Origin of the sequence: Frigoribacterium sp. VKM Ac-2530, from assembly GCF_015350835.1 — a bacterium.
Taxonomy (GTDB): Bacteria; Actinomycetota; Actinomycetes; order Actinomycetales; family Microbacteriaceae; genus Frigoribacterium.
Genome location: NZ_JADKSE010000002.1, coordinates 871,474 through 894,932 on the forward strand (window position 1 = coordinate 871,474; position 23,459 = coordinate 894,932).

Genomic DNA, 23,459 nt, shown 5'->3' on the forward strand with positions numbered 1-23,459 from the left:
GTCAGATCGCCGTGATCGGGTCGGCGGCGCGGACGACGCCCACGGTCTCGATGGTCGAGCCGGCGGCCGTGGCCTCCTGGTACGACAGCACCGGCAGGCCGCCCTGCTGCGCCGAGACGAGGCGGTGGATGGCGGGGCGCAGGGCCGGCGCGCAGACGAGGACGGCGCTGAGGCCCTGGGCCTCGACGGTGGCGACCGACTCGCGCAGCGAGCCCAGCACCTGCTCGACGCGGTGGCCGTCGAGCAGGATCTGCGTGCCCTGGTCGGACGGCCGCAGCCCCTCGAGCATCGACTGCTCGAGGCCCGGGTCGATCATGATGACGCGCAGCACGCCCTGGTCGAGGTGGCGCGCGGTCAGGGCCGGCCCCAGGGAGGCGCGGGCCGCCTCCACCAGGCCCTCGGGGTCGGTCGAGACCTTGGCGCGGAGGGTCAGCCCCTCGCAGATGCGCCCGAGGTCGTTGATCGGGACGCGCTCGGCGAGCAGCCCCTGCAGCACGCGCTGCAGCTCGGCGAGCGAGAGCATGCCGGGCACGAGGTCGTCGATCGCGGAGGCGTTGACCTGCTTGAGGCCCTCGGTCAGCACCCGGACGTCCTCGCGGCTGAGCAGCCGGGCGGCGTTGTCGCCGATGATCGACGACAGGTGCGTGACCAGCACCGAGACGCGGTCGATCACGGTCGCCCCGGTCATCTCGGCGCTGTGCCGCATCTCGGCGGGCACCCACTTGCCGGCGAGGCCGAAGACGGGCTCGACCGTGGCCGTGCCCGGCAGGCCGTCGAGCTGGTCGCCGAGGGCGAGCACGGAGCGGGTCGGGGCGACGCCGCGCCCGGCCTCGACGCCCGCGATGCGGATCGAGTAGGTCGAGGGTGGCAGGTCGACGCTGTCCCGCGTGCGCACCGGCGGCACGACGATCCCCATGTCGACGGCGATCTTGCGGCGCAGCGCCTTGACGCGGCCGAGCAGGTCGTCCGACGACCCGCTGACCATGTCGACGAGGTCGGGTGCGAGCAGGATCTCGAGCGCGTGCACGCGCATCTGCTCGAGCAGGTCCTCGGTGGTGTCGGTGGGCGCAGGAGGCGCGGCGATCGCCTCGAGGGCCGCCTGCGCCTCCTCGGCCTTCGCCCTGGCCGCCAGCCGCTGCGCGATGACGAGCAGGCCGGCGCCGATCAGGAGGAACGGGATGATCGGCATGCCGGGGATGAACCCCATGCCGATCGCGGCGACGCCGGCGATCATGATCGCGATGCGCGACTGCGAGAGCTGCGCCGCCGCCTGCGACCCCATGTCGCTGTCGGCGCCCGAGCGGGTGACGATCATGCCGGTGCTGACCGCCATCAGCAGCGCGGGGATCTGCGTGACGAGGCCGTCGCCGATGGTGAGCAGGCCGTAGTGGTTGAGGGCCTCGCCGATCGCCATGCCGTTCTGGATCGCGCCGATCGCGACGCCGCCGACCAGGTTGATGACGATGATCAGGATGCCGGCGATCGCGTCGCCCTTGACGAACTTCGAGGCGCCGTCCATCGAGCCGTAGAAGTCGGCCTCGGCGCTGACGGCGGCGCGGCGCTCCTTGGCGACCTCGTCGGTGATCAGGCCGGCGTTGAGGTCGGCGTCGATCGCCATCTGCTTGCCGGGCATGGCGTCGAGGGTGAAGCGGGCGCCGACCTCGGCGACGCGCTCGGCGCCCTTCGTCACGACCACGAACTGGATGATGATCAGGATGCAGAAGATGACGGCGCCGATGATGATCGAGCCGCTCACCGCCACGTGGCCGAACGCCTCGATCACGTGGCCGGCGAAGCCCTCGCCCAGCACGAGGCGCGTCGAGGCGACGTTGAGCCCGAGGCGGAACAGCGTCGCGACGAGCAGCAGCGACGGGAACACCGAGAAGTCGAGCGGCTTCTTGACGAACAGGGTCGTGAGCAGGATGACGAGCGCCAGCAGGATGTTGAGGATGATCAGCACGTCGAGCAGCGGCGCCGGCACGGGCACGACGAGCAGCAGCACGATCGCGACGACGCCGACCGGCACGGCGAGCTTGGGGAGTGTCTTCTTCATCAGGCGGTTCCTCCGGTGGCGGCGGGGCGGGGCGAGAGCGAGGGGGCCGGCGAGGCGGCAGGGGCGGCGGGCGCAGGAGGCGCGGCGCGGGCGGCGCGGATCGCGCGCGGCACCGCGTCGGGGGCCAGCGACTCGGGGGCGAGCACGCTCGACACCTCGTCGGCCGTGGTGGGTCGGGGGTTCGCGTGGGCGCGTCCGACGGCGGCGGTCGCGCCGCGCGCCTTCAGCGCCATCACGAAGGTGAGGACGCGGGCGACCGGCGTGTAGAGGTCGACGGGGATCTCCTCGCCGAGGCCGCACGAGGCGTGCAGCGCCCGGGTCAGCGGCACGTCGGCGACCATCGGCACACCGTCGGCCTCGGCCTGCGCGCGGATCCTCGCGGCGACGGCGCCGGCGCCCTTGGCGACGACGCGGGGGGCGGCCTTGCCGGGCTCGTACTTGAGGGCGACGGCGTAGTCGGTCGGGTTGACCATCACGACGTCGGCGTCGACGATCGCGCCCATCATGCGGTTGCGGCTCATCGCGAGCTGGCGCGAGCGGCGCTGCGACTTGACCAGCGGGTCGCCGTCGCTGCTCTTGTGCTCGTCGCGCACCTCCTTCTTGGTCATGCGCGTCTTCTTGCGGTTGCGGCGCATGACGACGAAGACGTCGGCCGCCGCCAGGAGGAGGCCGGCCGCGATGGCGGCCTGGAGCAGGACCGTGGTGCCGGCCGACGCCTCCTCGATGATCGCGGAGACGCTGAGGCCGCCCCCGCTCATGAGGACGGGCAGGAGGCCCTGGACGGCCGTCCAGAGGACGAGTCCGACGACGGCGGTCTTGATCAGGGCCTTCGCGCCGTTCCAGAGCGCCTGGGTGCCGAAGGTGGTCTTGAGGCCGTTCAGCAGGTTGAACTGCTCGTAGTTGCCGGTCATGCGCTTGACGTGCACGCCGCCCTGCACGACCGCGGTCGCGAGCACGGCCACGCCGACGACCGCGAGCATCGGGCCGATCGTGCCGGCCATCGAGCCCACGCCGCCGCCGAGCAGCTGCAGCACGGTGGTGTCGTCGGGGTGGCGGATCACCTGGCCGATCGAGAAGAGCTGGTCGGTGCCGGCCTCGGCGCCGCGCTGGATGGTGCTGGGGATCATGACGGCGGCCGCGCCGACGCCGACCCACGCGCTGAGGTCCTGCGAGCGCGACAGCTGGCCCTTCGAGCGGACCTCCTTCATCCGCTTGTCGGTGGCCGCCTCGGAGCGCTCGCCCGCGTCGTCCGCCATCGCTACCTCACCCCCAGGACCATGTCGGCCGCGTCGCCGGTGAGGCTCTGCACGACTCCGGGCAGGGCGAGGAACACGCCGCCGGCGAGCATCACGGTCATCAGGATCTTGAGCGGGAAGCCCATCGCGTAGGCGTTGAGGGCCGGCGCGACGCGGCTGAGCAGGCCGAGCCCGACGTCGGCGAGGAACAGCACGACGCAGAGGGGGCCGGCGATCTGCAGCGTCGCGAGGAACATCTGCGAGACGCCGTTCGTCATCAGCTCGACGGGTCGCGAGAGGTCCATGCCGAGGCCGAGCGGGAACGCGTCGAACGAGCGGGTCAGCCCGCCGATCAGCACCTGGTAGCCGCCGCTGGCGAACATCAGCGCCAGCGCCGTCATCTGGAACAGGCGGGTGAACTGGGCGCCGTTGATCATCGACTGCGGGTCGAAGGCCTGCGCCAGGGTGAAGCCGCCGAACAGGTCGATCAGGCTTCCCGCCGACTGGATCGCGGCGAAGACGAGGAAGACGAGGAACCCCAGCACCGCGCCGACGACCAGCTCGAGCACGAGCGCCAGCACGAAGCCGCCCGTGTCGAGCGACTCGTAGCCGGGCGCCACGCGCGGCGCCACGGCGAGCGCGAGGCCGACGCCGAGCATCGCCTTCACCCGGCCGGGGAACGCCCGATAGGAGAAGGGAGGCGCGATGACGATGAAGGCGGTCATGCGCACGGCGGCGAGCATGGTCGCCTCGAGCCAGCTGAGGTCGATCGACACTGCGGCCTAGCCCCCGCTCAGGAGCTGGGGGATGCGGTCGAAGACCATGGTCGTGAACGAGACCATCTCGCTGATCATCCAGTGGCCGCAGACGATCAGGGCGATCCCGACCGCGACGGCCTTGGGCACGAACGCGAGGGTCACCTCCTGGATCTGCGTGATCGACTGCAGCAGCGAGATCACGAAGCCGACGACGAGCGAGGTGATCAGCACGGGCGCGGCGAGCTTGCCCGTGATGACGAGGGCCTGCAGGGACAGGTCGAGGACGGCGTTGGAGTCCATCAGGCACTCACCTGGTAGCTCTCGATGAGGCTCGTGATGATGAGCCCCCAGCCGTCGACGAGCACGAACAGCAGGATCTTGAACGGCAGCGAGATCATCACCGGCGGCAGCATCATCATGCCCATCGACATCAGCGCGGCGCTGACGACGAGGTCGATGACGAGGAACGGGATGAAGATGACGAACCCGATGATGAACGCGGCACGGAGCTCGCTGATCATGAACGACGGGATGAGCGTCAGCATCGGCACGTCGGCCTGGCTGGCGGGGTTCGGCTGGTCGGCGGAGCGGGTCATCAGCGCGAGGTCCTCCTCGCGGGTGTGCGCCAGCATGAACTCGCGGAGCGGCGCCGCGCCGGCGTCGATCGCGCCCTGGAAGTCGAGCTGGCCGTTCAGGTAGGGCTGCACGGCGTCGTCGTTGATGTGCCCGAGGATCGGCGCCATGATGAACAGGCTCAGGAACAGGGCGAGGCCCGCGAGCACCTGGTTCGGCGGGATCGACGGCAGCGCGAGCGCGTTCCGCGTCATCGCGAGCACGACGAAGATCTTCGTGAACGACGTCATCATCAGCAGCAGGGCCGGCGCGACGCTGAGCAGCGTGATGCCGAGCAGGGTGACGATGGCCTGGCTGGGGGCGCCGTCGGGGCCGTTGATGTCGATGTTCAGCCCGCCGGTGCCCGTGCCGTCGGTGACGGTCTGGTCGGACTCGGTGAAGTCGGGGGTCTCGCCGGTGCCGGTGCCGGTCGAGCCGTCGGTGCTGCCGGTTCCTCCCGTGCTGCCGGTGCCGGTGCCCGGCTGAGCCGGAGCGGTCGGGGACGTGGGGGCGACTGGCGCGGCGGAGGCCTGCTGGCCGATCAGCATGACGAGCCCGGACGCGACGACCAGGGCGAGAAGGGCGACGACGACCGCGCGGGCGAGGCGGGTGTCGGCGAAGCGGACGGGCGCGGCGCCCACGGCGGGGGCGCCGAGGCGGGCGTGCCGCAGCGGGGCGCCGCGGAGGCCGTCGCGGAGGGTCGGGCGGACGCGCTGCCGCAGCGCGGTGGCGAAGGCCGGCACGAACGCGGGAGCGAAGGAGGCGCGGGTCGCGCGGGACGCGGAGGCTGCGGGCGCGCGGTGCGCGGCGGTCCCGCGGTGCGCGGAGGTCGGGTTCGCCCGGTGCGCGGCGGACGCGCTCATCCGGCTCGACCGGCGCGGACGGCGGCGGCCGCCTGCCGCCAGGTGTCGGGGGCGAGGATCGAGCCCTCGAGCGGCTTCGCGGCGCGGCCGCGGGCGCGCTCGCGCGGGTCGCGCGCGTCGGCGCTGCCGGTGCTGCGCGAGCCGCGCGTCGCGGCGCGACGCTCGGCCCCGCGCGGCCGCAGCATCGCCGCGCCCGCGGGCACGGCGATCGAGTTGCCCGAGGACGCTGCCTCGGCCGCGTCGAGGCGACCGTTCGGGGCGACTCGGGCGGGGTGTGCGGCGAGGACGGAGTCGGCGGCGAGTACGGCGTCGAAGCTCGGGGTCGCGGGGGCCGGCGCGGGGGCGACCGACGCGAGGGGGACGATCGGGGTGACCCGGGCCTCCTGCGGGGCGTCGACGCCGGGCACGGCAGGCGCGACGAGCGACCGGGGCGCCTCGGACGGCTGCGCGGACGAGAGCGCGACGACGGAGGCGGGCGCGTCGGCCGCGGCCAGCACGGTGATCGACGACTCGGTCACGCCCAGCACGAGGCGCTCGCCCTCGACGTCGACCACGACGACGCTGGCCTTGGCGCCGATGCCCTGACGGGCGACGATCGAGACGGGAGCCGAGGCACGGCCCCCGCGGAGCCCGCCCTTCGCGAGGCGCTTCTGCAGCACCCACAGCAGGGCGAGCACGACGCCCAGCGAGAGGGCGACGCGCAGCGCGACGAAGAGCGTGTCCACGATCAGGCGACGCCGTCGGCGACGTCGAGGATGCGGGTGATGCGGATCGCGTAGTCCTGGTCGACGACGACGACCTCGCCGTGCGCGATCAGGCGGCCGTTGAGCAGCACGTCGGCGGGGGCGCCGGCCGAGCGGTCGAGCTCGACGACGGCGCCGGGCTCGAGGCCGAGCACGTCGCGGACCGACATGCGGGTGCGGCCGATCTCGACGGTGAGCGCCATCTCGACGTTGTTGATGCGGCCGAGGTTGCCGGCGCCGAGCGGCGCAGCGGGGACGGAGGAGGCGGGCGAGCTCGACGAGACGAGGCCGACGGTGCCGTCCTCACGGAGCCGCACGGCGAACCAGCCGACCGTCTCGCCCGCGGCGGTCAGGTCGAACACGACGGTGGAGTGGTCGGCGAACAACGCGTCGGCGGACTCGAGCCGGCTGTCGCCGAGCACGCCGGCGCCGAGGACGGAGGTCGCGGCCTCGAGGGCCGGACGGAGCACGTCGACGACCGAGACGAGGGGCGAGTCGGTGCCCGCGGCCGCGGCGACCTGGTCCATGTCGGCGAGCAGCAGCGCGGTGTCGGCCGAGAGCGAGCCGACGAACGAGGTGACGACGGCCGAGGAGGCGGTGCTGCGGCGAGCCTGGGCGGTCGCGGCGTCGACGGGCACGGCCCGCAGCGGCACGGGCGTCGGCAGCTGCGCGACGAGCGCCTCCGCCGCGGCGGTGTGCAGGGTGATGGTCGTGCCGGTCATGAGGTTCCTTCTTCGGTGCCGGTGAGGGAGGTGGAGACGACGATGCCCGCGAGGCGCGAGCCGGCGGAGCCGACGGCGGCGCGGCCGACGACCTGGCCGTCGACCGTGATCGCCAGCGGGCGCGACTGCGGGTGCGGCAGGGGCAGCACGTCGCCGACGGCGAGGTCGAGCACGACGCTCGGCAGCACGGCCGCGGGGGCGAGCCGGAGCGCCACGTCGACCGGCACCGAGGCGAGCTGGCCCCCCAGCAGGCGGCGCACCTCCGCCGGGTCGACCGCGGACTCGGACTCGCCGAGCTGGGGCAGCAGCACCTCGGCGGGGATCGCGACGGTGCCGGCCGCGCTGCGCTCGCCGACCCGGATGTCGAAGGAGGCGACGATCATCAGGTCGGACTTCTGCGCCGCCTGGGCGAACTGCGAGTTGTACTGGAAGCCGCCGACGACGATCTGGGCGACGAGCAGGTTGCCGAAGGAGTAGCGGAGGTCATCGAGGGCGTCCTCCATGAGGCGGCGCACGAGGGCCTGCTCGATCGGCGTGAAGGTGCGCTCGGGCACCTGCGCCGGGCGGGTGCCGCCGAGCATGTGGCTGACCCAGCTGAGGGCCGCGGAGGTGGGGAACTGGATGACGGCCTTGGGGGTCGTGCCCTCGATGCCGCACAGCACCATCGCGGTCGTCGCGGGCAGCGAGGCGGCGAACTCGTCGTAGGTGAGGACCTGCAGCTGCTCGCAGGTGACCTGCGACAGCACGCGGACCTTGGCGGTGAGCTGCGTGCCCCACTGCCGGGCGAACGTCTCGAAGGCGAGCTCGAGGGCCCGCGAGTGCTCACGGGGCAGCGTCGTCGGACGACGGAAGTCGTAGATCTCGACCTGCTTCGGCGGGCGCGGCGCAGCGACGGCCGGGGCCGGTGCGGGCGTGCCCGGGGGCAGGGTCTCGAGGAGCGTCACGACCGGCACTCTCGGCCCGCGCCTCCTCGTCGTTAGGCGCTCGTGGTCAGTGACCCCCGGACTGGGCCCCCTCGGCGTGGGCGTCCTCGGACTCCTTCTCCGACTTCTTCTCGGTCTTCTTCTCGGTCTTCTCGGTCTTCTTCTCCGTGGTCGTCGTGGTCGCGGCGGCGTCCTCGACGGCGGGCGGGCTCTCGGCCGCGGCGTTCCTGCCGGCGGTCACCGCGCCTCCTGCGCCCTCGGCCGCCGCCTGCAGCTGGGGCAGCAGCGCGCTCACGTCGTCGGACTGGTTCGACAGGACGACGATGTCGACCCTCCGGTTCGTGGCGAAGTCGGCCTCGGTGCCGCCGGTCGAGAGGGGGCGCGACGAGCCGAACCCGACGGCCTGGGCGTGCTCGACGGGGAGACCGCCCCGCTCGACCAGGTCGCGCAGCACCTGCGTGGCCCGGGCGGAGGACAGCTCCCAGTTGGTCGCGTAGGGGGCGGTCGAGCTGCGCTGGTCGGCGTGCCCCTCGATCGACACGTCGTGGCCGGCGCCGCGGAGGACGGGCGCGATCGCGTCCATCACACGACGGGCGGTGTCGCTGAGGTCGGCGCTGTTCGTGCCGAAGAACGTCTCCGAGCCGACCAGGCGCACCGTGAGGCCGCGCGCGTCGGTGGAGAACTGCACGTCGGCGGTGAGGCCGGAGCTGGCGAGGCCCGCGGCGATCGCCTCCTTGATGGCGGTCAGGTCGTCGAGCTCGGCCTGCGCCTGCGCGAGCTCCTCGGCGGTGCCGGCCGTGCCGCTCGCCGACGCCTTGCTCACGTCGGTCTCGTCGCCGGTGGAGTAGCCCTGGCCCTCCGCCGTCACGTCGTCGACCGCGACGACGGTGCCCGAGGCCGTGTCGACCTTGCCGACGTCGGTCTGGCCGAAGCCGGTCGCGAGCGAGTTGCGCAGGGCGATGTACTTGTCCTGGTCGACGCTCGACATCGCGAACAGCACGATGAACATGCACATCAGCACGGTGACCATGTCCATGTACGAGGCCAGCCAGCGCTCGTCGGGGTGCTCCTCCTCGGCGTGCCCCTTCTTCTTGCGGCCGCCGCGCGCGCCGCTCACGCTGCGAGGCCCTGGTCGTCGGCGCCGGCCTTCGCCTTGGCGGCCTTGCCGGCCTTGCCTGCGCCGGCCTCGAGCGAGTGCACCGGCACCATGGCCTTGAGGCGCTCGCCGAGGAGGCGCGGCTGGCTCCCGGCCTGGACGGCCAGCACGCCCTCGATCAGCAGCGTCATGCGCGCCTCGTCGAGGTCGGCCAGCTTCTTCAGGCGACCGGCGAACGGCAGCCAGAGGAAGTTCGCGCTGAGCAGGCCCCAGAGGGTCGCCACGAACGCCGCCGCGATCAGCGGGCCGAGCTCGTCGGGCGAGGCGAGGTTCTCGAGCACGTGGGTCAGGCTGACCACCGTGCCGATGATGCCGACGGTCGGGGCGTAGCCGCCCAGGCTGTTGAAGAACTTGCTCGCCGTGCGGTCGGCGGCGAGACGCGACTCCATCTCGTCCTCGAGCAGGATCCGCAGCTCCTCGCCGTCCGTGCCGTCGGCGATGTTCTGCAGGGCGCCCTTCATGAAGGGGTCCTCGACCTTCTCGGCCTCCGCCTCGAGCGAGAGCAGGCCCTCGCTGCGCGCCTTCTCGGCGAGCGCCACGATGTCGTCGATGACCGACTGCGGCGGGATCACCTTGCCCGTGAAGGCGTGCGGGATCTTCTTGAAGCTCAGCATCGCGTCCTTGATCGTCGTGCCGGCGATGCCGACCGCGATCGTGGCGCCGAAGACGAGCAGCATCGGCGCGGGCAGCAACAGGCCCTCGACGTGGACGCCCTCGAGCTTGATCATCCCGAACAGCGCGCCGAACGCGAGCAGGATGCCGATGATCGTCGCCGGATCCATCAGCGGGCTCCGGTCGGTGCGGGCGCGGTGGTGGTGCTGGTGGTCGCGCTGCTCGCGGGGGCCGCGCTGCTGCTCGCGGGGGCCGCGCTGCTGCTCGCGAGGGCCGCGCTGCTGCTCGCGGGGGCCGTGGCCGCGGGGGCCTGCGCGGCCGGGCGGAGGGCGGAGACGAGGCCGCCGCCTCCTTCGCCGCGGGAGCCGCGGACGATGCCGAGCTGCGGGCCGGTCGACGTGCGGCTGCCGAGCGACTGCGTCGCGGGGGCGGCGAGGTCGGGCGTGTCGTAGGCGAGCGAGACGATTCGGGCACGGTAGCGGGCGATCATCTCGATCACCACGGCCATCGGCTCGGTGACGATGTACTTCGCCCCGTCGACCATGATCAGCGTCGTGTCGGGCGTCTCGTGGATGCGCTCGATCAGGTCTGGGTTGACAGCGAATCTGCTGTCGTTGAGTCGCGTGACGACGATCATCGGCCCGTCCTAGGTCTGTGTCTCCCGCCACCGTCCGTGGGGCGGGCGAGCTGCTCGTCCTGAGCTGCTCAGGGGGGACTATCGGCAGGGGTCGGGTCGGCGTTAGGCGCGTGTCGGCGTGGGGTGTCGCCTCTTCGGCTGTCGGCGCGTCGTCGCCGCCCGGAGCGCTAGCCGACGCGAAAACGACAAGGCGACGCGGGGCCCCACGTCGCCTCGTCGCTTTCACGTCGGAACGCGAGTCATCCCGACGACGGATCGGATGAAGTGGCCGAGGCCCTGCGCCTCCTCGACGGCGAGGGCGAGGTGCGCAGGATCGACCTCGCCGCTCTCGAGCAGCAGGGTCCCGAGGCTGCCGCCGTGCAGACAAGTCGTTCTTGTATTCCTCTTCCATGTGTGGAATGTTGGTCGCGCCGCAGGGGCTACCGGAAGGAAGAACATGAAGAAGCTCACGACCATCGCAGTCACCACGGCCCTCGTGATCGGGCTCCTGCCGCTCTCGGCCGGGGCAGCCTCGGCGGCCACGATCCAGCCGCGCCTCGACACGGGCGCCCAGATCTGTGCGACCGCGGCCACAGCTCGGGGCAGGGCGGACTGCTTCGCCAAGATCGCCACGAACCGCAAGCCCACCGCCGCAGAGATCCGGTGCGTCAAGGGCGCTGGCATCTCGGTCGCGGGCGTCATCGCCGGCCAGCGTCTCGCCCGCGAACCAGCCCGAGCACTCATGTACCGGGTCGTCGTCGCGGGCGTGCTCGGCTGCGTCGGCGGACTCATCGCCTGACGTGCGGACGACAGCGAGCATCATCGTTCTCTGCATCTTCGTCGGGGCCGCCCTCGGCGCCCAGGTCGCCCTGGCGGGGCACCCGGTCGCCCGCGGAGCCGTGCTGTTCGTCGCCGCGGCCGTCGCCTCCCTCCTGATCGCCAAGGGCGTCCTCTTCGGCCCGGGGACGAGACGACGAGACGAGCCGTAGACGGGTCGTCTGACCCTCGGCGGAGGGTGTCGCTCACGGGGTGTCCGCCGCGGGTCGACGAGTGGTCAGTTCCTGTCGTTCATGGCGCGTTGACGGACCAGAGCTGACCACTCGAGCGGCCCGGGGCAGGTTCGAGGCGGGAGGGACGAGCGGGACGGGACGCAGGAGGCGGCGGGCGACACATGCGCGCAACACCGGGCTGGCAAGATGCTGCGGTGACCGACACCCCCGCGAACGACGGCACGCGCGACGCCACCCCTGTCGCCCGGCCCTCCTCCCCCACCTCCGCCTCCTCTGCCCCCGCCTCTGCCTCGCCCGCCGGCGCACCCACGGTCGGCTCGACGCCGACAAGCTCGACCGGCTCGACGCCGACCGGCTCGACGCCGACCGGCTCGACGCCCGTCTACTCGACGCCCGAGGCGACCGGGCCGGACGCCGCCCTGTCGCCCGACACGGCGACCCCGCTGGTCGACGACCCGGCCCTGACCGAGACCGCCGCGACCGCCGACGCCAACCGGCACAGCCTGGTCGAGAACGTGATGGGGGTCGTGACGGGAGTCTTCATCGCCTCCTTCGGGCTGTTCCTGCTCAAGGCGAGCGGGGCCGTCTCGGGCGGCACCGCCGGCATCGCGCTGCTGCTCGACTACGCCGGGCCGCTGTCGTTCGGGGCGCTGTTCATGCTGGTGAACGTGCCGTTCTTCGCGCTCGCGGTGTGGAAGAAGGGGATCGCGTTCACCCTGCGGACGGTGCTCACCGTCGCGATGGTGTCGGCGATGTCGTACCTCCACCCCGCCGTGTTCCACATCGAGACCGTGGACCCGGTCTACGGCACGCTCGGCGGCAACCTGCTCGTCGGGGTGGGCCTGCTGATCCTGTTCCGCCACGGGGCGAGTCTCGGCGGCATCAACATCCTCGCGCTCGTGCTGCAGGAGAAGCTCGGCTGGCGAGCGGGCTACGTGCAGATGGCGGTCGACGTCGTCATCATCCTGTTCTCGCTCACCGTCGTCTCGCCCTGGATCGTGCTGCTCTCGGCTGCGGGCGCCGTGGTGCTCAACCTCGTGCTCGCCCTCAACCACAAGCAGGGGCGGTACCTCGGTCGCACGTGACCACTTCGGGGGTGATCTGAGGGTGAACCGCTCTCAGGGTGGACACAGATTCGAGAAAGTCTCTACCTTGGGCGTCGGGCCGACGATCGTCGAGGCCACCCCGCTCTAGAGGAGTCACGACCATGACGTACGACCAGAACACCCCCGCCACCACGGCCCCCGGCACGGCTGGCCGCTACAACGTCCTCGCGATCGTCGGGTTCATCCTGGCGTTCGTCTTCGCCCTCGCCGGCCTCGTCGTCAGCATCATCGCGCTCTCGCAGATCAAGAAGACGGGCGAGCGCGGCCGCGGCCTGGCGCTGGCCGGCGTCATCCTCAGCATCGTCTTCATGGTGGTCGGCGTCATCGCGAGCATCTCGGTCTTCTCGGCTGGCATGGCGCAGGTCGGCACGACCTACTGATCCGAACCGGATCTCCTGCAGGAGGCGCGGTGCCCGTTCGACGGGCACCGCGCCTCCTTCGCGTCTGCGGGTGTCGTCAGGTCGAGGAGGCACCGGCGCGGGCGGAGGCGGAGGTGCGGGCGCGCGATCGCCGGCTCCACAGCGAGCTGGCCAGGACGAGGACGAGGGCCACGAGGAGAACCGCCGCCCCCGTCCCGACGCCGTCGGGCTCGAACAGCACCGCCGGCGCGCCGTTCTCGGTGCCGGGCCACGTCTGCAGGACGCCGGGCAGGTGCACGGCGGTGCCCGTCGTGAGGGTGACGGCCACGGCCCCGAGCAGGACCACCACCATGACGGCCGCCCCTGCCAGCGCGGCACCGACGACCGTGAAGAGACCCCGGAGGGCTGCGGCGACGCCGCGGACGCTGTTGCTGACGAAGGTCATGCGGGGGCTCCTGTCCTGCTCGTGGCGGGCCCTGCCGACGGGGGCGACGCGGGCGTTGCGTCGAGGCTACGGACGCCGCAGCAGGGCCACCTCCGTCACGCGGACGAGATCTACGGCGGCCACGCCGTCCAGAGCAGCACGATCGCGACGACCTGGAGCGCGAGGCCGGCGACGATCGTGACGACCACGCGCCTCCTCGTGGCCGACAGCTGCGGGTCGCCCAGCAGCGGCGCGAGCGGCATCAGCATGCGGAAGCTCGACTGCTGCGGCAGGAACACGGCGACCAGGTAGGCGACCCACCCGATCGTGTAGGTCTGCAGCTCGAGGCCGAGACGCTGCGAGCGGCGCACCAGCCCGAGCACGACGACCGCGAGCAGCAGCACCACGGCCACCACCCCGAGCCAGCCGGCCATCGCCTCGCCGAAGCGGAACCACGGCGTGAAGGGGACGAAGCCGTCCGATCCGATGTAGTCACGCCACCACGACGACTCCGTCGCGAAGTAGCCGTCGCGCTCGCCCGTGACCACGGCCACGACGACCGGCCACGCGAAGCCCGCGGCGGTGACGACCAGGCCGGCCGCCCAGATGCGGAGGTGCTCGGCGAGGGGCGTGCGGCCGTGGTCGTGGTCGAGGTCGAGGTCGAGGTCGAGGTCGTGCTCGTGCTCGTCACGGCGGGTGGCGCGGCGGTCACGGACGAGTCGCACCAGCCAGGTCAGCCCCAGCGCCGCCGAGAGGGCGAGGCTGCCGGGGTGCGCGACCGAGGCGAGCACGCCGAGGACCGTGAACCAGGCCCAGCGCCGCAGCGTCATCGCGAGCAGCGCCCCGAACATCAGCAGCAGGAAGAGCGACTCCGCGTACGGCACCTGCAGCACGAACGACATCGGCGCGACGCAGAAGAAGACCGCACCCCAGAAGGAGGCGCGGGCACCGAACCGCGTCAGCATCAGCCGGTGGAGCACCAGCGTCGCCCCGGCCCCCGCCAGCACCGCGACGACGATCGCCGCGATCAGCCAGTCGCCGCCGACCACCGGCCGCACGACCCGCACGAGCGCCGGGAAGAGCGGCATGAACGCCCACGCGTTCTTGACGACCTGGCCGTCGTCGTCCCGCGGCAGCTCGGCGGGGTAGCCCCGCTCGGAGATCTCGCGGTAGAAGACGGCGTCCCACGACGAGAGGTAGCCGGCGAAGCCCGGGCCGCCGTCGTGCTGCGCCCAGGTCGCCGTCGCCGTGAGGGCGTGCACGACGGCGAGGAACAGCGTCGTGACGAGACGCGAGGCGGCGTAGACGCCGAGCAGGACGAGTGTCGTCGCGAGGCCCGGGCGGGGCACGGCGAACCCTGCGCCGACGGCACGGCTGTCGGTGCCGGGCCTGTCGGTGCCGCCGGTTCGCGGGGCGGACGGCTCCGGCTGCGTGCCGCGCCGCGCCTCCGTCCCCGTCGTCATCGATCTTGTCTACCCGGCGGGCGCTGGGAGGGCAGGCCGCCGTACCCCGCGCGCGCGGCGGAGCGGGGTGGCGCGAGGCGTCCGGACCCTCGGAACCCGCGCACACCCTCGAGCGCGCCGAGGGGTGTGCGCGGGTTCGCGGGGTGCGGACGGGTCCGAGCGTAGGACGGGCGGGTGCGGGCCGGGGACGCAGGAGGCGCGGGCCGGTCTCGAGGACCGGGCCCGCGCCTCCTGCGCCGCTGCGGCTAGCGCTTCAGGTTCGTGAGCTCCTGGAGCACCTCGTCCGAGGTGGTGATGATGCGGGCGTTCGCCTGGAAGCCGCGCTGGGCGACGATGAGGTTCGTGAACTCCTGCGAGAGGTCGACGTTGCTCATCTCGAGCGTGCCGCTCGAGAGCGAGCCGACGCCGGGCGAGCCGGGGACGCCGAGCGCCGCGTTGCCCGAGTTCGCCGTGGCGCGGTAGCCCGACGAGCCGGACTTCTCGAGGCCGCCCGGGTTGGCGAAGGTCGCCAGCGCGATGCGGCCGACGGCGAGCGACTCGCCGTTGCTGAACTGCCCGACGAGGGTGCCGTCCTTCGAGAGGGTGAAGCCCTTGAGCGTGCCGGCCTCGCGACCGTTCTGGTCGGTGACGGCGACGGTGTTCAGCGCCGCGAAGCCGGTGATCTTCGACAGGTCGACGGCGATGCCGCCGACGGTCAGCGAACCGGCGCCGTTCTGCGCGCCGTCGGTGAAGGTGAGGGCGGTGCTGCCGGGAGCGCCGACGCCGTCGGTGCCGGTGACGTTCCAGCCGCCCGCGGTGCGCGTGAACGACAGCGTCAGCGTGCGCTCGGTGCCGAACGCGTCGTAGACCTTCGAGTCGCGCGTCAGGGTCTCGCCGACCGCGGTCTCGGACGGCAGGTTGCCGGCGACGTTCGCCCCGGTCGTGGCGGTGGCCGGCGCCGCGCCGTTCAGGGGCAGCATGATGTCGCCCACCGCGCCTCCGTCGTTGACGACGCCGTTCGTGGCCGAGTAGCCCTGCACGATCTTGCCGTCGGCCGAGACGAGACGGCCGTCGGCGTCGAAGTCGAAGGCTCCGGCACGCGTGTAGACGGTGTCGTTGCCGAGGCGCGTGACGAAGAAGCCGTCGCCCGAGATCATCAGGTCGGTCGCCTTGCCGGTCGCCTGGGCCGAGCCCTGCGCGAAGTTCGTCGAGATGCCCGCGACCTGCACGCCGAGGCCGACCTGCGCGGGGTTCGTGCCGCCGATGCCGGTCTGCGGGCCTCCGGCGCCCTGGGTCATCTGCGACAGGGTGTCCTGGAACTGCGTGGTCGACGACTTGAAGCCGGCCGTGTTGACGTTGGCGATGTTGTTGCCGGTGACGTCGAGCATGGTCTGGTGCGACCGGAGGCCGGAGATGCCGGAGTAGAGGGAGCGGAGCATGGGAGCTGCCTTTCGGACGGAGCTGAGGAGGCGCGTCCTGCGCGGAGAGACCGGTCGCGTCCTGCGTCCGGGGCGGTGCTGAGAAGTGCGGGGGTGCTGTGCGGCGAGCCGCTGCGCGGCCGGCCGCGCGGGAGGAGTCGCTAGGCCTTGGGCGTCGCGGTGATGCCGGAGATGAGATCCAACGCGACCTCCTTCCCGCCGACGGTGACCTTGGGCACGGACTCGGCGAACGAGACGCTCGTCGCGGTGCCGGTGACGGCCTTGCCGTCGGGGCCCGTGTAGCTGACCTCGCGGCCGACCAGGGCGGACGCCGAGGTGCGCATCTGCAGCGAGAAGCCCTCGTTCGCGGTCGTCGTCTGGTTGGTGATCTGCTCCATCATCGCGAGCTGCGTGGTCTGCGCCATCATCGCGTTGGTGTCCATCGGCGACGACGGGTCCTGGTTCTTCAGCTGCGTGACCAGCAGGTTCATGAACATCTCGCCGTCCATGGCGGTCTTCGTCGTGCGCGCCGAGGACGACTGCTGGGCCGCGGCCATGACGGTCGGGTCGACGGTTCCGGAGATCTGGTCGATCGAGGGCATCTGCTGTGTCTTCCTGTGGAGGGCGGAACGGGGGCGAGCTGTGGAGGGGGTCGTGCTGGCGGTGCAGGCGGTGCGGGGCGGCCGCTAGGCCAGCACGTCGATCGAGACGGTCGGCGACGAGGAGGCGCGGTGCAGCCCGCCCGCACCGACGGCGGCCGCGAGGGCGCCGGCCCGGAGGCGATCGGGGTCGGGGTCGTCGCGACGGGCACCGTCCCCGTGGTCGCGCGACCCGGCGGCCTGCGAGGCGTCGCGCTGTGCGGAACCGTCGCGCGCCTCCTGGGCCGACTGCTGCGCCGCCCGCTGGTCGAGCAGCCGCTGCTGGTCGGCGCGGTCGTCGGACGGCTGGTTCTGGCTCGAGAGGTCGACGCTCGCCTGGAGCCCCGCTCCCCCGAGGTCGCGGCGGAGGTCGGGCAGGATCGCCCGCACCGCCTCCCGCCCGGCGTCGGTCGGGGCGAACATCTCGACGTGCATGCCGTGCGCGCCGACGTGCGCCCGGACGGTGACCGGGCCGAGGGCCTCGGGGCTCACGGTGACGGTGACGACGTGCGTCCCGGCACCGGCGGCCGCGAGCGAGAAGAGCGGACGCGCGAGCTGCTGCCCGAGGGGCGCCGGGGCCGCAGGAGGCGCGGCGACGGCGGTCGCGCCCGCTGCGGCTGCCGGAGCGGCCGCGCCGGGCACCGTGACCATCGGCGGGGCGACGGGCACGGCGGAGGCGGAGGTCGTCGTCGTCGTCGCGACGCCCGCGTCGGCGACGAGGGCACGGTCGGCGGCGGTCGCCGAGGCGCCGGCGGCCGAGAGACCGGTGGCCGAGCCGGGGCCGGGGCCGGGGCCGGTCGTCGAGCCTGCACCGGCCGCGGAGGCGGCGCGCACGAAGGCGGACGGGACGGTGGTCGAGGGCGCCGCGGCCGTCGTGGCCGGGGCCGTCGGGACCTTCTCCCCTGCCGACGGCGACGCGGCCGCGACGGGGCCGGGTGTCGCGGGCGACGTGCCCGAGGCTGCCGCCTGCCGCCAGCCGCCGACCGCGGCGCCGGTGGAGCTCGTCACGGCGGTCATGGTCGCAGCAGAGGTCGAGGTCGAGCTCGGAGCCGCGGCCGCAGCGGCCCCGAGGCCCGCGGGCACGTCGCCGCCGTCCGCGGTCGGGGCGGGCACCGTCCCGGGGAGGCTCGGGCTCAGGGCGGTTCCGTCACGGGACGGATCAGTGACCGACACGGCCGGCGCGAGTGCCGCCTCCTGAGGGAGCTGTCCCGGCATCACGGTGCCCGTGGCCGAGTCGGCTGATCCGTCACGAGACGGATCAGGGGTCGAGACCGGCGCCGGGGACAGGGACGGGCCGACAGCAGGGCCGACAGCCTCGCCGACGGGCGGGGAGAGGGGCAAGGTCGCTGATCCGTCAGGTGACGGATCAGCCTCCGGAGAGACGGCCGCCGGAGACGGCGAGGAGCCGAGGGACGCGGCGACCAGGGCCGCCTGCAGGGAGGTCGCTCCCGGCGAGGACGCCCCTGCCTGAGGGAGATCGCCGACGGGATCCGCAGCCCCGTCCTCGACCGGCTGCCCGGCCGCGACCGGACCTGCCGCCGCAGACGGAGCCGCAGCGGCCGGGCCCGCAGCGGCCGCGGGCGCACGCCCGCCGGCTGCCGCGTGAGGCGCAGGGGTCGGAGCGGTCGACGACGGGCGACGCGGGCCCGGCGCGTGGGCCGGAGCCTGGTCGCGCGGCGCGGCCGACGACATCGCCTCGCCGAAGCCCGCGGCCGAACGCCCCGCCGCGGGACGTCCGGCCGACGAGCGCCCGCCCGGCGAGCGGTCGGGACCGGAAGAGGCGTCAGCCCGGTCGGCGGGACCGGGGACGACGGGGGGCAGGGTGCGCAGGACGCTCATCGGGCGGCCCCTCCGCTCATCATGCGCTGGAGCGCGGCGGTCATCAGGTCGGTCGAACCGGAGCCGCCCGCCGCACCGGCGCCGGTCACGCCGAGCGACGACGCGAGCGAGGCCAGCGAGGTCGCGGAGGCGCCCGCAGCGGCGGACGCGGCCGCGGTCCCCGTCGCGGGCACGATGCGGCGGATGGTCGACAGGTCGGAGTCCTTGTACCAGTTGTCGACGATCTGGACGTCCTTGCCGGGACGGGGCGCATGCAGCACCTTGCCGTCGCCGAGGTAGATCACGATGTGGCCCTCGCCCTTGGCGACGAGCAGGTCGCCGGGCTTCGCCTCGGCCAGAGACGGCACCTCGGCGCCCATCCGGGCCTGGTCGGGCACGACACGCGGCATCGAGACGCCGAGCTCCTTGAACACGGTCTGCACGAGGCCGGAGCAGTCCATGCCGCTCGCGCTCTCGCCGCCGAACACGTAGGGCACGCCGAGGTACTTCTTCGCGCCGCTGACGACGTCGGCGCCGGTCGCGCCGCTGCCGGTCGCGACGGAGCCCTTGACGGCCGCCACGGAGGGGGTCGACGCGAGGCCGCCGGCAGCACCTGCCGCGCCGGTCGCGCCGGCACCGCTCGTGCCGGCGAGCGCGTCGGCGAAGGCGCTGGCCGAGGCCGCAGAACTGCCGGACCCGGCGGACGCCGCGGCCGCCGTGCCGAGCACGGACGGCGTGCGTCCGTTCCGCAGCTGGTCGATCTGCGTCCTGATGTCGTCGATCCGGGACAGGACCTCGCTCACGGGGCTCACGGTGCGCCTCCTGGCGTCGGGGTCTGGGTCGGGGTCTGGGTCGGGGTGCCGGCGGGATCGGCAGCAGCAGCAGTCGAGGAGGCGGCGGCCTCGGCCTGGCGCACCCGCCACGACTGGCCGGCGATCTCGTCGAGGGCGGCCTGCTCGGTGCGGAGGTCCTCGGCGGCGGCCTCTACGGTGTGCGCGGCCTCGAGCTTCTCGAGGCCGATCGCGGCCCGACGCGCCGCCCCGAACGCCGTCTGCGCCTCGTCCGCCTCGGCCCGGCGGCGTGCCGCGACCGCGTCGAGCTCGGCGAGCATCGCCCGGCTCGACGCGCGGGAGGCGGCGATCGCGCTGAGCATGGCCGCGTCCGTCACCTGCGCGGGCCCGTCGTCGAGGGTGCGCTTGGCGGCGAGGCGGCGGTCGGCCGCGTCGCGCAGCCGGTCGTTCGCCTCGGCGAGGTGCCCGGCGGCCTGGTCCTGCTGCGCGTGGCGCAGCCGGAGGAGGCCGAGGAGGGAGAAGGCACGGGCCATCAGGCACCTCCGAGTCGAGCGGTCAGCTGGGCGAGTCCGGCCCACGAGGCGGCGGTGTCGGCGCGCTCGTCCATGCCCTGCTGCAGGAACGCGTCGATCGAGCCCTGGTGCTCGACCGCCGCGTCGACGAGCGGGTTCGTGCCCCGCTGGTAGGCGCCGACGTCGAGCAGGTCCTGCGCGGCGCGGCGCGCGGCCATCACCTTGCGGAGGCTCGTGGCGGCGGCGCGCTGCTCGGCGGTGGTCACCTTCGAGGCGACGCGCGAGACCGAGCCGAGCGCGTCGATCGACGGGAAGTGCCCGGTCACGGCCAGCTTGCGGTCGAGCACGACGTGCCCGTCGAGGATGCTGCGGGCCGCGTCGGCGACGGGCTCGTTGTGGTCGTCGCCGTCGACGAGCACCGTGTACAGGCCGGTGACGGAGCCGATCCGGTCGGTCCCGGCTCGCTCAAGCAGCTCGGCGAGCACGGAGAACGTCGACGGCGGGTAGCCCCGGGTGGCGGGCGGCTCGCCGACCGACAGCCCGATCTCGCGCTGGGCCATCGCGACGCGGGTCAGGGAGTCCATCATCAGGACGACGTCGGCGCCCTGGTCGCGGAACGACTCCGCGATGCGGGTCGCGACGAACGCGGCACGGAGGCGCATCAGCGCCGGCTCGTCGCTGGTCGACACCACGACGACGGAGCGGGCGAGGCCCTCGGGCCCGAGGTCGTCCTCGAGGAACTCGCGCACCTCCCTGCCTCGCTCACCGACGAGGGCGATGACGCTGACCTGCGCGTCGGTGCCGCGGGCGATCATCGACAGCAGCGACGACTTGCCGACTCCCGAGCCGGCGAACAGGCCGACGCGCTGCCCGCGCCCGACGGTCGTCAGCGTGTCGAGCACGCGGACGCCGAGCTGCAGGGGGGTGTCGATCCGGGCACGGTGCATCGCCGACGGGGTCTCGTGGTGCAGCGGGACGAGGTCGACGGCGCCGCCGTCGGGGGCACGGAGCGGGCCGCGCCCGTCGATCGGACGGCCGAGTCCGTCGAGCACGCGGCCGAAGAGGCCCGTGCCGGTGGGGACGAGGAGGGGGCGGCCGGTCGAGCGCGCCGGCGTGCCGGCCGTCACGCCGGTGAGGCGGCCGAGCGGCATGCAGCGGAGACCGTCGGGGGTGGTCGCGACGACCTCGGCGAGGGCGGAGGTCGTCGTGCTCGCGACGACGGGGGTCTGCGCGGCGGCCGAGCCGGTGCCGGTCGTGCTCGCGGCGACGGTCGAGGGCGCGCCGGGCACGGGGGCAGGCTCGCCGATCTCGAGCACGTCGCCGACCGCGGCGTCGAGCCCGCGCACCGTGATGCCGAGCCCGACGGCGCTGACGACGCTGCCGACGCGCTGCGGGCGCGCGGCGGCGCGGGCGGCGGCCAGCCGGGTCCGGACGGGTGCGGTGAGGGTCACGAGGCCCCCAGCAGAGCGGTGCGAGCCCGGGCGAGGGCGGTGACGAGCCGGGCGTCGACGAGGCCGGCGGGCAGGTCGACCTCGGCGTCTCCCCGGGCGAGGCGCGCGTCGGCGACGAGCGGCACCGAGGAGGCGGCGACCGCGTCCCCGAGGGCGGCCAGGTCGGCCGGGTGCAGGCGCACTCCGACGACCAGCGAGCGGTCGAGCCCGTCGAGGGCGCGGGCGACGGCGGCGCGGGCCGTGCGGCCCTCACGGGGGCCGGCGGGGTGCGGGGCGGCGGCGGGGTGCGGGGCGGGGGGCTCGGCAGTGGCGGGGTGCTCGCCGGTGCCGAGGTGCTCGTCGGCGGGGTGCTCGCCGGCGGGGCGGCTCTCGGCTCCGACGGCGGGCTCGGACGCCGCGACCTCGTAGCCGACCACGGCCGAGGCGAGGTCGAGGGCGGTCTGGACCAGCGCCTCCTCGGACTCGGCGAGCACCGGTGCGACCCGCTGCCGCAGGGCCTCGGCGGCCGCGTCGAGCGCGGCGAAGGAGGCGGCCAGCGAGCGCTCGAGGCGCGTCACGGAGTCGAGGTGCTCGGCGTCCATCGCGATCCGGCGCGCGGCGAGGTCGGCCTCGGCGGCGCGGAGGCCCGCCGCGTAGCCGGCGGCGTGGCCGCGGGCCTCGGCACGGGCCGCGCGCGCGGCGGCGTCGGGGTCGGCGTGGGGAGAGAGGTGCGACGTGCCGCGGGCGGCGGCGCCGTGTGCGCCGGCGCCGAGGCCGGCGACCGTGCCGAGGCCGGTGCCGCGCATCATGGCGTGACCGGGGTCGAGGGCGGGGACGGTCGTCGTCGAGCCGGACCGCGCCTCCGTGAGCGAGGGGTAGACGACGCGCGAGAACGACTCCGGGGCGGAGATCGTCTCCGAGGCGGAGATCGCGGGATCGAGCATCGACGGGCCGTTCAGAGGGGAGGGCGGTTCGGCCGATCCGTGGCCAGGGGTCGAGCGATCCGTGCTCAAGGGCGACTCTCGGCAGGTCGCGGGGGGCGCGTAAGGCGTTGCCCCGAACGGGGGCAGGGTGCCGCGAGGCGGCTTCTCGTCTGCATTCGGAAAGTACTTGCTTAAGCGGCAAGTACTTCCTAGGGTGGGAGAACATCGACGAGAGGACGAGACCATGACCGACCAGACCAGGCTCCCCACGCCGGACGAGGCCCGCCGGCTGTTGGCCGAGGCCGACTCGACCGGGCGCCACGCCACCGCTCGCGCAGGCTGGCCGGGCGTCGCCGTGCTGCTCTCGCTCGGCTCCGTGCTCTCGCTCGGCACGCTGGCCCTCGGGCTCACGACGGGCACGAACTACTTCGTGGCGATGATCGCGCTGCTGATCTGGATCGCGGTCGTGGTGGCGTTCCAGCTCGCGTTCCTCCGGTCGCACCGGATCGGCTTCGGCCGCCGCTGGGGCCTCTACCTCGGGGCGATCTTCGCGATCTACGTCGTGGCGATGGTCGTCGTCGGCTCGTCCCAGGGCGAGGACGTCGTCGGCACCTGCGTGATGGCCGCCGCGCTGATGGTCGTGTCCGTCGCGGCCGCCACGTACGAGGCTCGGCAGGCGGAGCGATGAGCGACAGCGGCGCGGGCCCGGGCTCGGGCTCGGGCAGGGGGAAGAGCTCGGGCGCGGGGTCGGGTTCGGGCTCGGGCTCGGGCTCGGGCTCGGGCTCGGGCTCGGGGAGCGTCGCCGGTGCGGGGACCGACGGCACGTCCCGCGGTCCGCACCCGCGCCTCCGGCTGTCGGAGACCCTGCACCAGCCGGTGCGGTTCTCGATGGTCGCGGCGCTCGCGGCGGCCGACCAGCTCGACTTCAAGGACCTGCGGGACGCCGTCCAGGTGACCGACTCCGCGCTGAGCAAGCAGATCAGCACGCTCGAGGCCGCGGGGTTCGTGACGGTGTCGAAGGGGTTCGTCGGCAAGCGGCCGCGCACCTCGCTCAAGCTGACGCCGGAGGGGCGCGCCGCCTGGACCGCGCACCTCGCAGTGCTGCGCGAGATCGCCGCCGGCTAGCGCCGCGGCCTCGCGTCGCACCTCGCCTACCGCCTGCCGCCTGCGGCCTGCCGCCTGGCGTCTGCACAGCGAGAGAGATCCTGCTCAGCTCGACCGCGCCTCCTGGGCTCGAGACCCCTGCGTGCCGGATCGCTCTCAAATTCGAGAGTGTTCTCGTCGCGGGCCGAGGA

Annotated in this window: 26 protein-coding genes; 6 read left to right on the plus strand and 20 right to left on the minus strand. The window is 73.7% G+C overall.

Annotation, left to right across the window (positions count from 1 at the left end; translation table 11 throughout):
• Position 1: 1 nt before the first annotated feature.
• The 11 genes from ITJ48_RS13040 to ITJ48_RS16730 all read right to left on the minus strand — a co-directional run bounded on the left by ITJ48_RS13040 (position 2) and on the right by ITJ48_RS16730 (position 10,314).
• A complete protein-coding gene (locus ITJ48_RS13040) occupies positions 2-2,053 on the minus strand; it encodes a flagellar biosynthesis protein FlhA (RefSeq protein ID WP_194613970.1) in 2,052 nt (683 codons plus the stop codon).
• Positions 2,053-3,309 carry a flagellar biosynthesis protein FlhB gene (locus tag ITJ48_RS13045; protein ID WP_194613971.1) on the minus strand — a complete coding sequence of 419 codons (1,257 nt, stop codon included), beginning with the start codon at positions 3,307-3,309 and terminating at the stop codon, positions 2,053-2,055. The genes ITJ48_RS13040 and ITJ48_RS13045 overlap by 1 nt, the downstream gene beginning before the upstream one ends.
• A gap of 2 nt (positions 3,310-3,311) precedes the next feature.
• Positions 3,312-4,031 carry a flagellar biosynthetic protein FliR gene (locus tag ITJ48_RS13050; RefSeq protein WP_192041387.1) on the minus strand — a complete coding sequence of 240 codons (720 nt, stop codon included), beginning with the start codon at positions 4,029-4,031 and terminating at the stop codon, positions 3,312-3,314.
• A 39-nt stretch (positions 4,032-4,070) separates the two neighbouring features.
• Positions 4,071-4,346, minus strand: coding sequence for a flagellar biosynthesis protein FliQ (gene fliQ / locus ITJ48_RS13055; RefSeq protein WP_194613972.1), 276 nt, complete (start codon positions 4,344-4,346; stop codon positions 4,071-4,073).
• On the minus strand, positions 4,346-5,206 hold the full coding sequence (gene fliP / locus ITJ48_RS13060; RefSeq protein WP_228507259.1) for a flagellar type III secretion system pore protein FliP: 861 nt from the start codon (positions 5,204-5,206) through the stop codon (positions 4,346-4,348). Before fliP ends, fliQ begins: the two co-directional genes overlap by 1 nt.
• A gap of 311 nt (positions 5,207-5,517) precedes the next feature.
• Entirely contained in the window at positions 5,518-6,246 is a 729-nt protein-coding gene (locus ITJ48_RS13065) for a flagellar biosynthetic protein FliO (protein ID WP_194613973.1), read from the minus strand.
• A gap of 2 nt (positions 6,247-6,248) precedes the next feature.
• Positions 6,249-6,986, minus strand: coding sequence for a flagellar motor switch protein FliN (gene fliN, locus ITJ48_RS13070; protein WP_194613974.1), 738 nt, complete (start codon positions 6,984-6,986; stop codon positions 6,249-6,251).
• A complete protein-coding gene (locus tag ITJ48_RS13075) occupies positions 6,983-7,930 on the minus strand; it encodes a flagellar motor switch protein FliM (protein WP_370544917.1) in 948 nt (315 codons plus the stop codon). Before ITJ48_RS13075 ends, fliN begins: the two co-directional genes overlap by 4 nt.
• A 46-nt stretch (positions 7,931-7,976) precedes the next feature.
• On the minus strand, positions 7,977-9,026 hold the full coding sequence (locus tag ITJ48_RS13080) for a flagellar motor protein MotB (RefSeq protein WP_370544918.1): 1,050 nt from the start codon (positions 9,024-9,026) through the stop codon (positions 7,977-7,979).
• Complete coding sequence (locus tag ITJ48_RS13085) at positions 9,023-9,847, minus strand: motility protein A (RefSeq protein ID WP_194613975.1); 825 nt, start codon at positions 9,845-9,847, stop codon at positions 9,023-9,025. Before ITJ48_RS13085 ends, ITJ48_RS13080 begins: the two co-directional genes overlap by 4 nt.
• The gene (locus tag ITJ48_RS16730) at positions 9,847-10,314 is read right to left on the minus strand and encodes a flagellar FlbD family protein (protein WP_194613976.1); all 468 of its coding nucleotides are present in this window, start codon (positions 10,312-10,314) and stop codon (positions 9,847-9,849) included. Before ITJ48_RS16730 ends, ITJ48_RS13085 begins: the two co-directional genes overlap by 1 nt.
• A 436-nt stretch (positions 10,315-10,750) precedes the next feature.
• On the opposite strand from ITJ48_RS16730, the gene ITJ48_RS13095 reads away from it, so the two are divergent.
• The 4 genes from ITJ48_RS13095 (at position 10,751) to ITJ48_RS13110 (ending at position 12,789) form a co-directional block, all read left to right on the plus strand.
• Positions 10,751-11,092: a hypothetical protein gene (locus ITJ48_RS13095; RefSeq protein ID WP_194613977.1), complete on the plus strand. Its 342-nt coding sequence runs from the start codon at positions 10,751-10,753 to the stop codon at positions 11,090-11,092.
• 1 nt (position 11,093) lies between these two features.
• Positions 11,094-11,282 carry a hypothetical protein gene (locus tag ITJ48_RS13100; RefSeq protein ID WP_194613978.1) on the plus strand — a complete coding sequence of 63 codons (189 nt, stop codon included), beginning with the start codon at positions 11,094-11,096 and terminating at the stop codon, positions 11,280-11,282.
• A gap of 215 nt (positions 11,283-11,497) precedes the next feature.
• A complete protein-coding gene (locus ITJ48_RS13105) occupies positions 11,498-12,388 on the plus strand; it encodes a YitT family protein (RefSeq protein WP_370544919.1) in 891 nt (296 codons plus the stop codon).
• A 122-nt stretch (positions 12,389-12,510) separates the two neighbouring features.
• Positions 12,511-12,789: a DUF4190 domain-containing protein gene (locus tag ITJ48_RS13110; protein WP_194613979.1), complete on the plus strand. Its 279-nt coding sequence runs from the start codon at positions 12,511-12,513 to the stop codon at positions 12,787-12,789.
• A gap of 76 nt (positions 12,790-12,865) precedes the next feature.
• Here the strand turns inward: ITJ48_RS13110 and ITJ48_RS13115 are convergent, their stop codons facing one another.
• The 9 genes from ITJ48_RS13115 to ITJ48_RS13155 all read right to left on the minus strand — a co-directional run bounded on the left by ITJ48_RS13115 (position 12,866) and on the right by ITJ48_RS13155 (position 22,185).
• Positions 12,866-13,213: a hypothetical protein gene (locus ITJ48_RS13115; RefSeq protein ID WP_194613980.1), complete on the minus strand. Its 348-nt coding sequence runs from the start codon at positions 13,211-13,213 to the stop codon at positions 12,866-12,868.
• Positions 13,214-13,323: 110 nt separating this feature from the next.
• On the minus strand, positions 13,324-14,655 hold the full coding sequence (locus ITJ48_RS13120; RefSeq protein WP_194613981.1) for a mannosyltransferase family protein: 1,332 nt from the start codon (positions 14,653-14,655) through the stop codon (positions 13,324-13,326).
• Between the two features lie 245 nt (positions 14,656-14,900).
• A complete protein-coding gene (locus ITJ48_RS13125; RefSeq protein ID WP_194613982.1) occupies positions 14,901-16,073 on the minus strand; it encodes a flagellar hook protein FlgE in 1,173 nt (390 codons plus the stop codon).
• 140 nt (positions 16,074-16,213) lie between these two features.
• Positions 16,214-16,654: a flagellar hook assembly protein FlgD gene (locus ITJ48_RS13130; protein WP_123547645.1), complete on the minus strand. Its 441-nt coding sequence runs from the start codon at positions 16,652-16,654 to the stop codon at positions 16,214-16,216.
• An 84-nt stretch (positions 16,655-16,738) separates the two neighbouring features.
• Positions 16,739-17,803 carry a flagellar hook-length control protein FliK gene (locus ITJ48_RS16735; protein ID WP_194613983.1) on the minus strand — a complete coding sequence of 355 codons (1,065 nt, stop codon included), beginning with the start codon at positions 17,801-17,803 and terminating at the stop codon, positions 16,739-16,741.
• Between the two features lie 722 nt (positions 17,804-18,525).
• A complete protein-coding gene (locus ITJ48_RS13140; protein WP_370544920.1) occupies positions 18,526-19,320 on the minus strand; it encodes a C40 family peptidase in 795 nt (264 codons plus the stop codon).
• Positions 19,317-19,832, minus strand: coding sequence for a hypothetical protein (locus ITJ48_RS13145; protein WP_194613985.1), 516 nt, complete (start codon positions 19,830-19,832; stop codon positions 19,317-19,319). Before ITJ48_RS13145 ends, ITJ48_RS13140 begins: the two co-directional genes overlap by 4 nt.
• Entirely contained in the window at positions 19,832-21,262 is a 1,431-nt protein-coding gene (locus ITJ48_RS13150) for a FliI/YscN family ATPase (RefSeq protein ID WP_370544921.1), read from the minus strand. Before ITJ48_RS13150 ends, ITJ48_RS13145 begins: the two co-directional genes overlap by 1 nt.
• Positions 21,259-22,185, minus strand: coding sequence for a hypothetical protein (locus tag ITJ48_RS13155; RefSeq protein WP_194613986.1), 927 nt, complete (start codon positions 22,183-22,185; stop codon positions 21,259-21,261). Before ITJ48_RS13155 ends, ITJ48_RS13150 begins: the two co-directional genes overlap by 4 nt.
• 223 nt (positions 22,186-22,408) lie before the next feature.
• On the opposite strand from ITJ48_RS13155, the gene ITJ48_RS13160 reads away from it, so the two are divergent.
• Positions 22,409-22,852, plus strand: a complete 444-nt coding sequence (locus ITJ48_RS13160; RefSeq protein ID WP_194613987.1) for a hypothetical protein — start codon at positions 22,409-22,411, stop codon at positions 22,850-22,852.
• Positions 22,849-23,289: a transcriptional regulator gene (locus ITJ48_RS16740; protein ID WP_194613988.1), complete on the plus strand. Its 441-nt coding sequence runs from the start codon at positions 22,849-22,851 to the stop codon at positions 23,287-23,289. Before ITJ48_RS13160 ends, ITJ48_RS16740 begins: the two co-directional genes overlap by 4 nt.
• Positions 23,290-23,459 lie beyond the last annotated feature (170 nt).

Excerpts from the sequence above, each read along its gene's own strand:
- ITJ48_RS13040 (WP_194613970.1), bottom strand. The coding sequence starts at position 2,053 with ATGAAGAAGACACTCCCCAAGCTCGCCGTGCCGGTCGGCGTCGTCGCG.
- ITJ48_RS13045 (WP_194613971.1), bottom strand. The coding sequence starts at position 3,309 with ATGGCGGACGACGCGGGCGAGCGCTCCGAGGCGGCCACCGACAAGCGG.
- ITJ48_RS13050 (WP_192041387.1), bottom strand. The coding sequence starts at position 4,031 with ATGCTCGCCGCCGTGCGCATGACCGCCTTCATCGTCATCGCGCCTCCC.
- fliQ (WP_194613972.1), bottom strand. The coding sequence starts at position 4,346 with ATGGACTCCAACGCCGTCCTCGACCTGTCCCTGCAGGCCCTCGTCATC.
- fliP (WP_228507259.1), bottom strand. The coding sequence starts at position 5,206 with ATGCTGATCGGCCAGCAGGCCTCCGCCGCGCCAGTCGCCCCCACGTCC.
- fliN (WP_194613974.1), bottom strand. The coding sequence starts at position 6,986 with ATGACCGGCACGACCATCACCCTGCACACCGCCGCGGCGGAGGCGCTC.
- ITJ48_RS13085 (WP_194613975.1), bottom strand. The coding sequence starts at position 9,847 with ATGGATCCGGCGACGATCATCGGCATCCTGCTCGCGTTCGGCGCGCTG.
- ITJ48_RS16730 (WP_194613976.1), bottom strand. The coding sequence starts at position 10,314 with ATGATCGTCGTCACGCGACTCAACGACAGCAGATTCGCTGTCAACCCA.
- ITJ48_RS13095 (WP_194613977.1), top strand. The coding sequence starts at position 10,751 with ATGAAGAAGCTCACGACCATCGCAGTCACCACGGCCCTCGTGATCGGG.
- ITJ48_RS13110 (WP_194613979.1), top strand. The coding sequence starts at position 12,511 with ATGACGTACGACCAGAACACCCCCGCCACCACGGCCCCCGGCACGGCT.
- ITJ48_RS13115 (WP_194613980.1), bottom strand. The coding sequence starts at position 13,213 with ATGACCTTCGTCAGCAACAGCGTCCGCGGCGTCGCCGCAGCCCTCCGG.
- ITJ48_RS13120 (WP_194613981.1), bottom strand. The coding sequence starts at position 14,655 with ATGACGACGGGGACGGAGGCGCGGCGCGGCACGCAGCCGGAGCCGTCC.
- ITJ48_RS13125 (WP_194613982.1), bottom strand. The coding sequence starts at position 16,073 with ATGCTCCGCTCCCTCTACTCCGGCATCTCCGGCCTCCGGTCGCACCAG.
- ITJ48_RS13130 (WP_123547645.1), bottom strand. The coding sequence starts at position 16,654 with ATGCCCTCGATCGACCAGATCTCCGGAACCGTCGACCCGACCGTCATG.
- ITJ48_RS13145 (WP_194613985.1), bottom strand. The coding sequence starts at position 19,832 with ATGGCCCGTGCCTTCTCCCTCCTCGGCCTCCTCCGGCTGCGCCACGCG.
- ITJ48_RS13155 (WP_194613986.1), bottom strand. The coding sequence starts at position 22,185 with ATGCTCGATCCCGCGATCTCCGCCTCGGAGACGATCTCCGCCCCGGAG.
- ITJ48_RS13160 (WP_194613987.1), top strand. The coding sequence starts at position 22,409 with ATGACCGACCAGACCAGGCTCCCCACGCCGGACGAGGCCCGCCGGCTG.
- ITJ48_RS16740 (WP_194613988.1), top strand. The coding sequence starts at position 22,849 with ATGAGCGACAGCGGCGCGGGCCCGGGCTCGGGCTCGGGCAGGGGGAAG.